The organism is Cupriavidus sp. SS-3, from assembly GCF_035818815.1.
Lineage (GTDB): Bacteria > Pseudomonadota > Gammaproteobacteria > Burkholderiales > Burkholderiaceae > Cupriavidus > Cupriavidus taiwanensis_C.
This window is the reverse complement of record NZ_JAYLVT010000010.1, coordinates 196,985-210,403: the sequence shown is the minus strand read 5'-3', so window position 1 is coordinate 210,403 and position 13,419 is coordinate 196,985. Positions and strand designations below refer to the sequence as shown.

Genomic DNA, 13,419 nt, shown 5'->3' with positions numbered 1-13,419 from the left:
GATCTCGTCTTGCAGGCAGGCGATGCACCAGCCGGGTAGGCGGTGCACCAACTGCGTGGACCCGCGCCGCATGTTGGGGCGGCTTGCGCGTCCGGCGTGTAGTATTGACAGCCGCCAAACCCGGCACAAGCGCGTAACTACGCAGCACTTCTGCGTAGTACTACGCAAGTCGACGGTGGCATGCCGCCTGCGCGGCATCGGTGTTTACCCCCGCTTCCCCGGTCTTGTATGAAACTCCGCCAGAAAATCCTGTTGCTCGCCGTGGCGCCGCTCGCGGTGGCGATGCTGGGCATCGCGCTGGCGGTGCGCTACCAGGCCACCCAACTGGCACAGCATGAGCGCGCGCTGGTCGAGGCCGCCTACCTGCAGAGCAAGGAGACCGAGCTGCGCCACTACGTGGAACTGGCGCAGAGCGCGATCGCGCCGCTGGTGCGCTCCGGCCGCAACGACGAAGCCACGCGCCAGGCGGCGATGGAAGCGCTGGCGCGGCTGGACTATGGCCCCGACGGCTACTTCTTCCTGTACGACCTGCAGGGCCGCAACCTGATGCATCCGCGCCAGCCCGAGCTGGTGGGCCAGGATCTGTGGACACTGCGCGACCCGCAGGGCGCGCCCACCATCCAGCAGCTGATCGCCGCGGCCAGGGGCGGCGGCGGCGCGGTGCGCTACCAGTGGCGCAAGCCCTCGACGCAGCAACTGGCACCCAAGCTCGGCTACGTGGTGGCGGTGCCCGAATGGGGCTGGATGCTCGGTACCGGCATCTACCTGGATGACGTCGAAAGCACGCTGCGCCAGCTCGACGCGCGCGCCGAGACCGATATCCGCGAGACCATGGCGTGGATCGGCGTGATCGCCGGCATCAGCATCCTGCTGGTGGCTGCCAGCGGTTTGGCGCTGAACGTCAGCGAGCACCGCGAGGCCGACGCCAAGCTGCGCCAGCTGGCGCAGCGCGTGGTGCAGTCGCAGGAAGAAGAGCGCGCGCGGCTGTCGCGCGAACTGCACGACGGCATCAGCCAGCTGCTGGTCTCGGTCAAGCTGGTGCTGGAAACCGCCGCCAACCGGCTGCGCCTGGCGCCGGCCGACGGCGCGGCGGTCGCGCCGGTGCTGGGCATGGCGCTGAACCGGCTCGACACGGTCTTCAATGAAGTGCGTCGGGTGGCGCGCAACCTGCGCCCGGCGCTGCTCGACGACCTGGGGCTGTTCGCCGCGCTCCAGCACCTGGGGCGCGAGATGCAGGGCGGCAGCGGCCTCCAGATCACGGTGACGCAAAGCGGCACCCCGCGCGAACTGCCCGACGAGCAGGCCACGGCGCTGTTCCGCATCGCCCAGGAAGCGCTGACCAACGTCGAGCGCCACGCTGGTGCCCGGCGCGTTGCCGTGTCGCTCGCCTTCGATGCCGATGCCACGCGCCTGGCCGTGCGCGACGACGGCCATGGCTTCGACGTCGCGCGCATGCAGGCCGACCCGCAGCGCGGCATTGGCCTGCGCAACCTGCGCGAGCGCATCGCCGCGCTGTGCGGGCAGTTCGACATCCTTTCCGGCCTGGGCGGCACCCAGATCATCGCCTCGCTGCCGCTGGCCAGCCCCGCGGCCGCCCCGCGCGACGCCATTACCGCAGGACCCTCGCAGTCATGATCCAGTTTCTTGCCGAAGATCGCGAAGAAGATAACGAAGCGCCCGCGCGCGTGCTGCTGATCGACGACCACGCGCTGGTGCGCGACGGCATGCGCATGCACCTGGCGCTGCAGCCCGGGCTGCGCGTGGTGGGCGAAGCCGATGACGGCGAAGCCGCACTGGCGTGGCTGGACCGCGCCGGCGCGGCCGACATGCCGGACCTGGTGATCACCGATATCGGCATGCGCGGCATGGGCGGCATTGCGCTGGCGGCGGCGCTGCACGACCGCTATCCCGAGCTGGCGGTGCTGATCGTGTCGATGCACGACAACCTGGAATACGTGCGCCAGGCCGTGCGCGCCGGCGCGCGCGGCTATGTGCTCAAGGACGCCCCGGCCGACGAGCTGATTGCGGCGATCCGCTCGGTGCTGGCCGGGCGCGTGTTCTACAGCGCGCGCATCGCTCGCGGCATCGCCGAGCAAAGCCCCGCGGCCGGCCCGCTCGATGCGCTCACGCCGCGCGAGCGCGATATCCTGCGCGGCATCGGGCGCGGCCTGGCCAACAAGGAGATCGCGGCGCAGCTCGGGGTGTCGGTGCGCACCGTCGAAACCCATCGGCTGAACCTGAAGCGCAAGCTGGGGATAGAGGGGCGGGCCGGACTGGTGAAGTATGCGGTGGAGACGCTGGGGGACAGCGAGGGCGCATAAAAAAACGCCCGCCTGGGACAGGCGGGCGTTGGCTGGCTCAGGACTTGCGCGCTCAGCCGTCCAGTCGCTTGCCGAGTGCCGCGCGCGTCTGCGCCAGCGCCTGCGGCAGGTGGTGCTTCAGCTGCGTGAACAGCTCGTCGTGCAGCGTCAGTTCCTTCTGCCAGGCGTCACGGTCGATCGAGGTCACCTGCTCGAACTGCGCCGGCGAGAACTCGACGCCGTTCCAGTTCAGGTCCTGGTAGCGCGGCGAGGTGCCGAACACATGCTCGGCGCCCTGCCCCCTGCCTTCGACGCGGTCGATCATCCACGACAGCACGCGCATGTTCTCGCCAAAGCCCGGCCACACGAAGTTGCCGTCGGCATCCTTGCGGAACCAGTTGACGCAGTAGATCTTCGGCAGCCTTGCGCCCGCGGCTTCGAGCTTCTTGCCCAGTTCGAGCCAGTGGCCGAAGTAGTCGCTCATGTTATAGCCGCAGAACGGCAGCATGGCGAACGGGTCGCGGCGCACCACGCCTTGCTGGCCGGCGGCCGCCGCGGTGGTTTCCGAGCCCATGGTGGCGGCCATGTAGACGCCTTCGGTCCAGTTACGCGCCTCGGTCACCAGCGGCACCGTGGTCGAGCGGCGGCCACCGAAGATGAACGCATCGATGGGTACGCCGGCCGGGTTGTCCCAGTTGTCGTCGATCGACGGGCATTGCGACGCGGGCGCGGTGAAGCGCGCGTTCGGGTGCGCGGCCTTGGCGCCGGTGGCCCTGGCAATCTCCGGGGTCCAGTCCTTGCCCTGCCAGTCGATCAGGTGCGCGGGCGCTTCCTTGGTCATGCCTTCCCACCACACGTCGCCGTCGTCGGTCAGCGCCACGTTGGTGAAGATGACGTTTTCCTTCAGCGTCGCCATCGCGTTGTAGTTGGTCTTCTCGCTGGTGCCCGGCGCCACGCCGAAGTAGCCGGCTTCCGGGTTGATCGCGTACAGGCGGCCGTCCTTGCCCGGCTTGATCCAGGCGATGTCGTCGCCGATGGTGGTGACCTTCCAGCCCTCGAAGCCCTTGGGCGGGATCAGCATGGCGAAATTGGTCTTGCCGCAGGCCGACGGGAAGGCGGCGGCGACATGGAATTTCTTGCCTTCGGGCGAGGTCACGCCGAGGATCAGCATGTGCTCGGCGAGCCAGCCTTCGTCGCGGCCCATGGTCGAGGCGATCCGCAGCGCGAAGCACTTCTTGCCGAGCAGCGCATTGCCGCCGTAGCCCGAGCCGAACGACCAGATCTCGCGCGTTTCCGGGAAATGGACGATGTACTTGGTGGGATTGCACGGCCACGCCACGTCTTTCTCGCCGGCGGCCAGCGGCTTGCCCACCGTGTGCACGCACGGCACGAAGGCGCCGTCGCTGCCCAGCACCTCGTACACGGCCTTGCCCATGCGGGTCATGATGCGCATGTTGACCGCCACGTACGGCGAATCCGACAGTTCCACGCCGATATGGGCGATCGGCGAACCCAGCGGCCCCATCGAGAACGGCACCACATACAGGGTGCGGCCGCGCATGCAGCCGTCGAACAGGCCGGCCAGGGTCTGGCGCATCTCGGCCGGCGGGGTCCAGTTGTTGGTCGGGCCGGCATCTTCCCGCTGCTCGGAGCAGATGAAGGTACGGTCTTCGACGCGGGCCACGTCCGACGGGTCCGACAGGGCCAGGAAGGAGTTCTTGCGCTTGGCCGGGTTCAGCCGCTTCATGGTGCCGGCGGCGACCATCTGTTCGCACAGGCGGTCATATTCTTCCTGCGAGCCGTCGCACCAGTAGATATTGTCGGGCTTGGTCAGCGCGGCGATTTCCGCGACCCAGGCGATCAGCTTGGGGTGCTTGACCCAGGCCGGCGCATTGACGGCTGCCGTACCTTGCATCGTGGGGTGGTTCATACTGCAAACTCCAGGTTTGTAAAGGGAAGGAAGGGAGGGAATCCTTGCAAAGCCTGGCCGGCGGGTTCTCATGTGTGCCGGGGGCGGAACCGTCACTGCTGCTGTGTCCCTGCAGTGTCCTGCAAGGGCCGCATCGGGAGCGTCACATCCCGTTACAACTCCGCGGCGGCCCGGTTTGCGCAAAAGGTCGCGGCGGCCACGGCGGCTGCGCTACAGTGGCGCTTCGCCCGCGCAGCGGGGCCTGCAGTTGCCGGCCGGGCTTTGTCCGGAGGCAGCGGCGTGACGGGAGCAACGCTCGACCGACAATCCGCGGCGGCACCGGAGCGGGCAAGGATACCACTGGCGCACCCCCCTGTTTTTTGCTGCGCAACAATTGCCGGCGTCGGCCGGCGCGGTATTTGGCCGCGCCTGCCACCAGGGTTGCGGCGCGCCGGTGCGGGTTCGCAAACGTTTCACAACAATACTGTTGGCCGGCGCGCGCCTCGGTGGGCGCGCGCACCAACTGGCACAACGTCCCGAAGATAACCAGGGTTGCCGATGAAGATTGCCGTACTCGACGATTACCAGGATGCCGTGCGCAAGCTGCCTTGCTTCAGCCTGCTGGAGGGGCACGACGTCAAGGTGTTCAACAACACCGTCAAGGGCGTAGGCCAGCTGGCGGCGCGCCTGTCAGACGTGGAAGCCGTGGTGCTGATCCGCGAACGCACGCGCATCACCCGCCAACTGCTTGAAAAACTGCCGAAACTCAAGCTGATCAGCCAGACTGGCCGGGTCGGCGCCGGGCCTGGCAGCCATATTGACCTGGATGCCGCCACCGACCGCGGCGTGGCGGTGCTGGAAGGCGTGGGCTCGCCGGTGGCGCCGGCCGAACTGACCTGGGCCCTGATCATGGCCGCCCAGCGCCGCATTCCGCAGTACGTGGCCAGCCTGAAGCATGGTGCGTGGCAGCAGTCGGGGCTGAAATCGACCACGATGCCGCCTAATTTCGGCCTGGGCCAGGTACTGCGCGGCCAGACGCTGGGAATCTGGGGCTACGGCAAGATCGGCCGGCTGCTGGCCGGCTATGGCCGCGCTTTCGGCATGAAGGTGCTGGTCTGGGGCCGCGAGGCATCCCAGCAAGCCGCGCGTGCCGACGGCCTTGACGTGGCGCCATCCAAGGAGCAATTGTTCGCCGACAGCGATGTGCTGTCACTGCACCTGCGCCTGAATGACGACACCCGCGGCATCGTCAAGCAGGCCGACCTGACCGCCATGAAGCCGACCGCGCTGTTCGTCAATACCAGCCGCGCCGAACTGCTCGAAGAGAACGCGCTGGTCACCGCGCTGAACCGGGGCCGCCCGGGCATGGCGGCGATCGATGTCTTCGAATCCGAGCCGATCCTGCAGGGCCACGCGCTGCTGCGCATGGAAAACTGCATCTGCACGCCGCACCTGGGCTACGTGGAGCGCGACAGCTACGAGCTGTATTTCCGCACGGCCTTCCAGAACATCCTGGATGTGCTCGGTGGCAAGCACGACTGCATCGTCAACCCGAAGGCGCTGGCGCCGGTGTTGACGCGCTGAGGCGCTTCGGCGCCCGCCGGTTTTCTCCCCCTCTCCCGCAAGCGGGCGAGGGGAGCCTTCTTCGGGCGGTGTTGGCTGCGGCCGGAGCCTGCCTGTCCCTCCGCGAACGCGAATATCCCGAAACCGCTACACTCGGGACTTCCCTTACCGCCCGGCCTGCCATGGCCCGCGGCAGCCCTGACAACAACAAGGCGCCCTCCGCGCCGATCCCTCTCCCAAGGCCGGCATGGACCCCAGGCTCGTGACGCTCTGCGTCGGCAATTTTGTCATCGGCACTGGTGCGATGATCGTCACCGGCATGTTGAACGACATTGCCGGCGACTTCGGGCTGGGCGCGGCCAGTGCCGGGCAGTTGATATCGGTGTTCGCGCTGGCCACCTGCGTGGGAGCGCCGCTGTTCGCCACGCTGGGGTCGCGCATCGACCGCCGGCTGCTGCTGGCGGGCTCGCTGCTGGTCTATGGGGTGATGCACGTGGCTGCGGCGCTGGCGCCGAGCTTTGCGGCGCTGATGGCGATCCGCTTCCTGACCGCGATCGGGGCGGCCATCTATACGCCGCAGACCGCGGCCACGCTGCCGCTGCTGGTCAATGCGCAGACCCGCGGGCGCGCCATCAGCTTCGTGTTCCTTGGCTGGAGCATTGCCAGCGTGGTGGGCGTGCCGCTGGGGACGTGGATTGCCAGCACGCTGGGGTGGCGCGTCAGCATGGCGCTGGTGGGGGTGATGGCGCTGCTGGTGGCGGCGGCGGTGTGGCGCGCGCTGCCGCGCGGGCTGATGGTGCCGCCGGCCGGGCGCGAGGCCTGGGGCGCGGTGCTGCGCCACAAGCCGGTCATGCTGGTGGTGCTGACTACCATGATTTCGTCGGCGGGCATGTTCACGCTGTTTACCTATATCGCGCCGCTGATGCGCGACGTCCATGGCATCAGCGGCGGCGCGCTCAGCCTGATGTTCCTCGCCTACGGTGCCTGCGGGGTGTTCGGCAATGCCATGGCGGCGTCGCGCATGGACCGGGTCACGCCCAGCCGGATCGTGCAGGTGACGCTGCTGACCTCGATCACGGCGATGGTGCTGTGGCCGCTGGCCGGGCTGGGCAGCGTCGCGCTGGTGGCGCTGTTCATGCTGTGGGGCGTGGGCGGCTTTGCCACTAACAGCGCCCAGCAGGCGCGGCTGGTGCTGCTGGCGCCGGAGCGGGCCTCGGTGTCGATCTCGCTGAATTCCTCTTCGATCTACCTGGGTCAGGCCGCCGGGGCCATGGCGGGCGCGGCGATCTATACCCTGGCCGGGCCCGACACGCTGCACTGGGGCGCGGCGGCGCTGATGCTGGCGGCGCTGGCGGTGTCGCAGCGCGCGCGCCTGCTGGGCTGCCGCTGGCAGCCCGCGCAAGCGGCAGCCCGGCAGCTCTGATTCCAGTCTGAAACACGCGCCACGCCCCCCCGCCGGCGCCTTGTGAGGAACCGCACCAAGCACTTGTCCACAGCGTTATCCGCCCCGTTATCCTCAGGGATATCCGCAGCTTATCCACATCCCTTTCCACAACCACGAAGCGGGGGCGCACGTGAGCGATTCGAGACCTTGGCCGGGCCTTGCACGCGTGCTGGCAGTCAGCCTGGGCAAGGCCATCCCGCTGGTGGTGGCGGGTGCGGGCACCGAGGCGGTGGTGCTGTCGGGCATTCGCAAGCATCCGGTCAGCACGCTGCTGCACCCGCTGCGGGTCCAGGTGCAGCAACAGGGCCTGGCGGGCGACGAGCAGGGCGACCTGACGGTGCACGGCGGCCTCGACAAGGCGGTCTACGCCTACCCCTCTGAGCACTACGCCTGGTGGAATGCCCGCCGCCGCGCCTGCGCCCAGCCCGACTCGGGGCCGCCGCTGCCCTACGGCGCGATGGGGGAAAACCTGACGCTGGAGGGTTTGCTGGAGTCCGCGCTATGGATCGGCGACCTGGTGCGGGTCGGCACCGCCCTGCTGCGCGTGGAAGCCCCGCGCCAGCCCTGCTACAAGTTCAACGCCGCGCTGGGGTATCGCCATGCGGTGCGGGACATGGTGCAGAGCGGCTACTCCGGGGTCTATCTCAGCGTGGTGCTGAAGGGCGAAGTGCGTGCCGGTGACGCCGTGATTGTGCAGGCCGGACCACGGGAATTGTCGGTGGACAGCGTAAATCAGTGGCGCCGCGATGGCCGGCGGCAGCTTTTCTGATAATGTTTGTCTAACCATACAAGCGCCCCGCTACACACATCTCCGGCCTCCCCTGTGGCCCGGACGGCGTTTGCCGGCGCCGGGCATTACCAGACCCTTGCACCCCTGTAACGGACTGTAATACGCGGCGCTGGCTCCGGCGGGCGAAGCGCGGTACTAGTAGAGTCTTTGCGCGACACGCACCGGCAGCAATCGGGCACAACATGCCGGGCGGTACACGGGGAGTGGCGCTGAAGACGCGGGGCAGAGGGTCCACACAATATGAAATCTGACAGGATCGACCAGCCCAAGGGCTTCGTCGACAGCAACTGGAGGGCGGCCGCCGGGACCGGGCGCGGCCGCGTGTCGCCGTGGCTGGCAGTGGTGGTGGTGCTCGCCGTCGCGGGCATGGGCTGGTTCGCATGGCGTACCTGGCTGGCGCCGAAGCCCGCGCCCAAGCCGCCTGCGGCGGCGGTGGTGTCGACCGCGCCGGTGCAGCAGGGCGACGTGCCGCTGCAGGTCTCGGCCAACGGCAATGTCACCGCGCTGTCCACGGTGGAGGTGCGGCCGCAGGTATCCAGCACCGTGCGCACCGTCCATATCAAGGAAGGTCAGACCGTCAAGCCCGGCGACCTGCTGTTCTCGCTCGATACCCGCATGGACGAGGCCAACCTGGCCAAGGCGCAGGCGCAGTTGCTGCGCGACCAGGCCGACCTGGCCGATGCCCGCCGCGCGCTGGCGCGCAGCCAGGAGCTGCTGCAGCGCAATTTCATCTCCAAGAGCGCGGTCGATACCGCGCAGGCGCGGGCCGACGGCCTTGCCGCCACCGTGCGCGCCGACCAGGCCGCGATCGAGGCCAGCCGCGTGGCGGTCAGCTACGGCGCCATCCGCGCCACCATCAGCGGCCGCACCGGCGTGATCAACGCCTTCCCGGGCTCGCTGGTGCTGCCCAACAGCACCCAGCCGATGGTCACGATCGCCCAGGTGCAGCCCATTGCCGTCACCTTCAGCCTGCCCGAACGCCAGCTGGCAGCGCTGCGCGAGGCGCTGCGCGCCGGCCCGGTGCAGGTCACCGCGCAGCCCAACGACGGCAACCAGGCGCCGGTGACCGGCCGCATCAGCTTTGTGGATAACACGGTCGATCCGCAGTACGGCACCATCCGCGTCAAGGCCCAGTTCGACAATGACGAGCAGCGGCTGTGGCCCGGCACCTATGCCACCGTCAGCGCCGTGGTGCAGACGCTGAAGGACGCGCTGTCGGTGCCGCCGCAGGCGGTGGTGACCGGGCCCGAGGGCCGCTTCGTCTATGTGGTGCAGCCCGACAGCAAGGTGGCGCGCGTGCCGGTGCGGGTGGTGACCACCACCGCCGCCGCGGCCGTGGTCGAGGGCGTGCAGCCCGGCGCGCGCGTGGTGGTGGAGGGTACGCAGAACCTGCGCCCCGGCGCGCTGGTGCGCGAGGCCGCCGCCCGCGGCGCTTCCGGCGCCGACGCCGCCCGCCCTGCCAGCGCGGGGCACTGAGCCATGACGCTCTCGGAACTCTGCATCCGCCGTCCGGTGATGACGGTGCTGCTGTGCCTGGCGGTGATCGTCACCGGCATCGTGCTGTATCCGACCATCCCGATCGCCGCGCTGCCCAGCTTCAACTCGCCGGTGATCCAGGTCACCGCGACGCTGCCGGGCGCGAGCCCGGAAACCATGGCGGCATCGGTGGCGACGCAGCTGGAAAAGCAGTTCGCGACCATCCCCGGCGTGTCGGTGATCAGTTCGTCGAACACGCTCGGCAATTCCAGCATCACCATCGAATTCAACAGCGACCGCGATATCGACGACGCGGCCGTGGACGTGCAGGCGGCGCTGTTCCGCGCGCAGCGTTCGCTGCCGATCGAGATGACGACGCCGCCGTCGTACCGCAAGGTCAACCCGGCCGACGCGCCGGTGCTGCTGCTGGCGATCAACTCGCCGGCGATGAGCCTGGCGGACCTGAATGCCTTCGGCGACAACCTGATCTCGCCCACGCTGGCGACGCTGCCGGGCGTGGCGCAGGTGCAGATCTTCGGGCAGAAGCGCTTTGCGGTGCGCGTGCGCGCGCACCCCGATGCGCTGGCGGCACGCGGCCTGACGCTGGACGAGCTGGCCACCGCGCTGAACCGCGCCAACGCCAACACCCCGGTGGGTACGCTCGACAGCGCGCGCCAGACCCTGACGATCCAGGCCAACCGGCAGCTGACCAATGCGGATGCCTTCCGCAATATCATCGTCGCCAGCCAGCCCAACGGCGCGCTGGTGCGGCTGTCCGACGTGGCCGAGGTCGAGGACAGCGTCGAGACCATCAAGACCGGCAGCTGGCTCAACAACGAACGCTCGATCGTGCTGGCCGTGCTGCGCCAGCCCGACGCCAACACCGTGGCGGTGGTCGATGCGATCAAGGCCGCCCTGCCCCGCCTGATCGCGCAGATGCCGGGTTCGGTCAATGTGGCGGTTGTCAACGACCGCTCCAACTCGATCCGCGAATCGATCCACGATGTGCAGTTCACGCTGGCGCTGACGGTGGCGCTGGTGGTGATGGTGATCTTCCTGTTCCTGCGCCGCGCCGCCGCCACGCTGATCCCCACCGTGTCGCTGCCGATCTCGCTGATCGGCACGGTGGCGCTGATGAAGGCGTTCGGCTACAGCCTGGACAACGTCTCGCTGCTGGCGATCACGCTGGCAGTCGGGCTGGTGGTGGACGATGCCATCGTCATGCTCGAGAACATCGTGCGCCATATCGAGGAAGGCGTGCCGCCGCTGAAGGCCGCGCTGGTGGGATCGCGCGAGATGGGCTTCACCATCCTGTCGATCTCGATCTCGCTGGTGGCGGTGTTCATCCCGATCTTCTTCATGCCGGGCGTGATCGGGCTGCTGTTCCACGAATTCGCCGCGGTGGTGTCGCTGTCGATCCTGGTGTCGGCGCTGGTGTCGCTGACGCTGATCCCGATGCTGTGCGCGCGCTTCCTGTCGGCCGAGAACGTGCCAGTGGATGAGTCGCACCACGCCTATGGCGACCACGCGGTGGCGCAGCCCGCGGCGCCGCAGAAGCCAACCCTGGGCATGCGCTCGACGCAGTGGTTCGAGAACCTGTTCGAGTTCACGCTGCACCGTTATGCGCGCGGGCTGGACTGGTGCCTGGCGCACCGGCGCACCGTGCTGGCGGCGGCGGGTTTGACCTTCGTGCTGACCGCGGTGCTGTTCGTGGCAATCCCCAAGGGCTTCTTCCCTGAAGAGGACATCGGCCAGATCCGCGTCAATGCCGAAGGACCGCAGGATATTTCCTTCGACGCCATGTCGGAGCGGTTGCGCGACGCGGCCGAGCGCATGCGCGCCAACCCGGCGGTCAAGAGCATCGTGGTCGCCATCGGCGGCGGTCCGTCGCCGGCGATCAACACCGGGCGCATGTTCGTCGAACTGAAGCCGCGCGGCGAGCGCGGGGCCATGCCGAAGGTGATCGAGTCATTGCGCCGCGACGTCGCCGGGGTACCCGGACTGGCGGTGTATTTCGCGCCGGTGCAGAACCTGCAGCTGGGCGGGCGCCAGAGCAAGAGCCGCTACCAGTACACGCTGCAGAGCGTGAAGGCTGGTCAGCTGCAGGACTACTCCGACCAGCTGATGGCGAAGATGCGCGCCGACAGCCTGTTCCGCGACGTCACCAGCGACTCGCAGCAGTCCGGGCTCGAGGCGCACCTGACCATCGACCGCGACAAGGCCAATGCGCTCGGCGTGCAGATGCAGGACGTGCGCACCGCGCTGTACTCGGCCTTCGGCGAGCGCCAGGTATCGACCATCTACACGCCGATCGACAACTACTACGTGATCCTGCAGGCGGCCGATGTCGACCGCACCGACGAAAGCGCGTTCTCCAAGCTCTATGTGCGCAGCAAGACCGGGCAAATGGTGCCGGTGTCGGCCTTCGCCACCACCGAGCGCCGGGTCGGCCCGATCGCGGTCAACCACCAGGGGCAGCTGCCGTCGGTGACGGTGTCGTTCAACCTGGCCCCGGGCGCGGCGCTGGGGGACGCTTCCGCGCGCATCGACCGCTACAAGCAGGAGATCGCCATGCCGACCTCGATCTTCACCAGCTGGGGCGGCGACGCGGCGGTGTTCCAGTCGTCGCAGGCGACGCAGATCGTGCTGCTGGTGGCGGCCATCGCGGTGATCTACACGCTGCTGGGGGTGCTGTACGAGAGCTACATCCACCCGCTGACCATCCTGGCTGGCCTGCCCTCGGCGGCGGTGGGGGCGTTGCTGACGCTGTTTATCTTCAACGTCGAGCTGTCGCTGATCGCGGTGATCGGCGTGCTGATGCTGATCGGCATCGTCAAGAAGAACGCGATCATGATGATCGACTTCGCGCTGGCGGCGCAGCGCGAGCAGGGCATGACCCCGGCCCGGGCGATCCGGCAGGCATGCCTGCTGCGCTTTCGGCCGATCATGATGACCACCTTCGCCGCGGTGATGGGCGCGCTGCCGCTGGCACTGGGCCTGGGCGCCGGCGCCGAGCTGCGCCAGCCGCTGGGCCTGGCGGTGGTGGGCGGGCTGCTGTTCTCGCAGGTGATCACGCTGTTCATCACGCCGGTGATCTACCTCGCGCTGGACCGGTTCTCCGGCACCGGGCCGCTGCAGATCGATGCGGACGGCAACCGGTTGCCGGAGAAGGTGAGCGGGGAGACGGTGCAGCAGCACTGAGCGCGATGGCTGGAAAGCCGGCTACGCGCCCGATTCCGCGAGGATGTCGCCAGGTACGTCCAGGGCCTGCGCCAGCCGGCGCAGCGCTTCGGCACTGCCAGCGCGCGCGCGATTTTCGATCTGGCTGAGATACGGCTTGCTCAGGCCCGCGGCCCGCGCGAGGGCATCCTGCGTCAGCCGGCGATAGTTGCGCCACGCCTTGACCGGATGATCGCCGGCCAGTTCGGCGTCGAGCACGGCGGCCGGCACGCGGAAGCCGTCGTCCTGTTCCGTGGCGGCGTCAAACAGGATGACGTCATCGCTCGCTTCGATCAGATGCTTGACGCGATCCCAGACCTCGATGGGCACCACGGCAAACTCGCGACGGCCATCGCGCTGGATGAATTGGATGTTGGTCATTGGTAGGCACTTCCTCGCGGACAGATCGCCACCACGAGGATGACAAGCCGGCCGTCTTCAATCTGGTACAGCACGCGCCAATCTCCCACCCGCAGCGGTAGCCGGGCCGCCCCGCGAGCCGGGTCGCATTCGGATTGGGTGCGTAGGGATTCGTGGCGAGCACGTCGATCTTTGCCCGGATCGTTGCTGCGACATTCCTCGGCATTGCCTTCAACGCTTGCGCGGCCTGCCTGGTGAATTCGATGGCATGCATGCATGTTAGTAGGTTGCTAACCTCTCTGCAAACAAAGTTTGCATGGCACCGGGAGCTACCCCGAGCACGGCTATCCAGCCGACA

Annotated in this window: 10 protein-coding genes; 7 read left to right on the top strand and 3 right to left on the bottom strand. The window is 68.3% G+C overall.

The features are described from left to right. Window positions 1–228: 228 nt before the first annotated feature. Both U9J39_RS17435 and U9J39_RS17430 read left to right on the top strand, forming a co-directional pair. A complete protein-coding gene (locus U9J39_RS17435; protein WP_326347629.1) occupies window positions 229–1,635 on the top strand; it encodes a cache domain-containing protein in 1,407 nt (468 codons plus the stop codon). Next, a complete protein-coding gene (locus U9J39_RS17430) occupies window positions 1,632–2,321 on the top strand; it encodes a response regulator (protein WP_115711417.1) in 690 nt (229 codons plus the stop codon). The genes U9J39_RS17435 and U9J39_RS17430 overlap by 4 nt, the downstream gene beginning before the upstream one ends. 52 nt (window positions 2,322–2,373) lie before the next feature. Here the strand turns inward: U9J39_RS17430 and U9J39_RS17425 are convergent, their stop codons facing one another. After that, window positions 2,374–4,230: a phosphoenolpyruvate carboxykinase (GTP) gene (locus U9J39_RS17425; RefSeq protein ID WP_326347628.1), complete on the bottom strand. Its 1,857-nt coding sequence runs from the start codon at window positions 4,228–4,230 to the stop codon at window positions 2,374–2,376. Window positions 4,231–4,767: 537 nt separating this feature from the next. Here U9J39_RS17425 and U9J39_RS17420 point away from each other — a divergent pair. The 5 genes from U9J39_RS17420 (at window position 4,768) to U9J39_RS17400 (ending at window position 12,683) form a co-directional block, all read left to right on the top strand. Further along, window positions 4,768–5,793, top strand: a complete 1,026-nt coding sequence (locus tag U9J39_RS17420; RefSeq protein WP_326347627.1) for a D-2-hydroxyacid dehydrogenase family protein — start codon at window positions 4,768–4,770, stop codon at window positions 5,791–5,793. A gap of 226 nt (window positions 5,794–6,019) precedes the next feature. Next, window positions 6,020–7,195: an MFS transporter gene (locus U9J39_RS17415; protein ID WP_326347626.1), complete on the top strand. Its 1,176-nt coding sequence runs from the start codon at window positions 6,020–6,022 to the stop codon at window positions 7,193–7,195. A gap of 151 nt (window positions 7,196–7,346) precedes the next feature. After that, window positions 7,347–7,985 carry an MOSC domain-containing protein gene (locus tag U9J39_RS17410; protein WP_115711425.1) on the top strand — a complete coding sequence of 213 codons (639 nt, stop codon included), beginning with the start codon at window positions 7,347–7,349 and terminating at the stop codon, window positions 7,983–7,985. Window positions 7,986–8,246: 261 nt separating this feature from the next. Then, window positions 8,247–9,482, top strand: a complete 1,236-nt coding sequence (locus U9J39_RS17405) for an efflux RND transporter periplasmic adaptor subunit (protein ID WP_116311936.1) — start codon at window positions 8,247–8,249, stop codon at window positions 9,480–9,482. Between the two features lie 3 nt (window positions 9,483–9,485). After that, window positions 9,486–12,683: an efflux RND transporter permease subunit gene (locus tag U9J39_RS17400; protein ID WP_326347625.1), complete on the top strand. Its 3,198-nt coding sequence runs from the start codon at window positions 9,486–9,488 to the stop codon at window positions 12,681–12,683. Between the two features lie 21 nt (window positions 12,684–12,704). On the opposite strand, the gene U9J39_RS17395 is transcribed toward U9J39_RS17400, so the two are convergent. Together U9J39_RS17395 and U9J39_RS17390 are read right to left on the bottom strand one after the other, a co-directional pair. Beyond that, window positions 12,705–13,082, bottom strand: coding sequence for a helix-turn-helix domain-containing protein (locus tag U9J39_RS17395; protein WP_116311938.1), 378 nt, complete (start codon window positions 13,080–13,082; stop codon window positions 12,705–12,707). Further along, window positions 13,079–13,339 (bottom strand): type II toxin-antitoxin system RelE family toxin, encoded by a 261-nt coding sequence (locus U9J39_RS17390; RefSeq protein WP_326347624.1) that lies wholly within the window; start codon window positions 13,337–13,339, stop codon window positions 13,079–13,081. The genes U9J39_RS17395 and U9J39_RS17390 overlap by 4 nt, the downstream gene beginning before the upstream one ends. Between the last annotated feature and the right edge of the window lie 80 nt (window positions 13,340–13,419).

Coding starts and splice junctions, on each gene's coding strand:
- U9J39_RS17435 (WP_326347629.1), top strand. CDS start 229: ATGAAACTCCGCCAGAAAATCCTGTTGCTCGCCGTGGCGCCGCTCGCG.
- U9J39_RS17405 (WP_116311936.1), top strand. CDS start 8,247: ATGAAATCTGACAGGATCGACCAGCCCAAGGGCTTCGTCGACAGCAAC.
- U9J39_RS17400 (WP_326347625.1), top strand. CDS start 9,486: ATGACGCTCTCGGAACTCTGCATCCGCCGTCCGGTGATGACGGTGCTG.
- U9J39_RS17425 (WP_326347628.1), bottom strand. CDS start 4,230: ATGAACCACCCCACGATGCAAGGTACGGCAGCCGTCAATGCGCCGGCC.
- U9J39_RS17430 (WP_115711417.1), top strand. CDS start 1,632: ATGATCCAGTTTCTTGCCGAAGATCGCGAAGAAGATAACGAAGCGCCC.
- U9J39_RS17390 (WP_326347624.1), bottom strand. CDS start 13,339: ATGCATGCATGCCATCGAATTCACCAGGCAGGCCGCGCAAGCGTTGAA.
- U9J39_RS17420 (WP_326347627.1), top strand. CDS start 4,768: ATGAAGATTGCCGTACTCGACGATTACCAGGATGCCGTGCGCAAGCTG.
- U9J39_RS17395 (WP_116311938.1), bottom strand. CDS start 13,082: ATGACCAACATCCAATTCATCCAGCGCGATGGCCGTCGCGAGTTTGCC.
- U9J39_RS17415 (WP_326347626.1), top strand. CDS start 6,020: ATGGACCCCAGGCTCGTGACGCTCTGCGTCGGCAATTTTGTCATCGGC.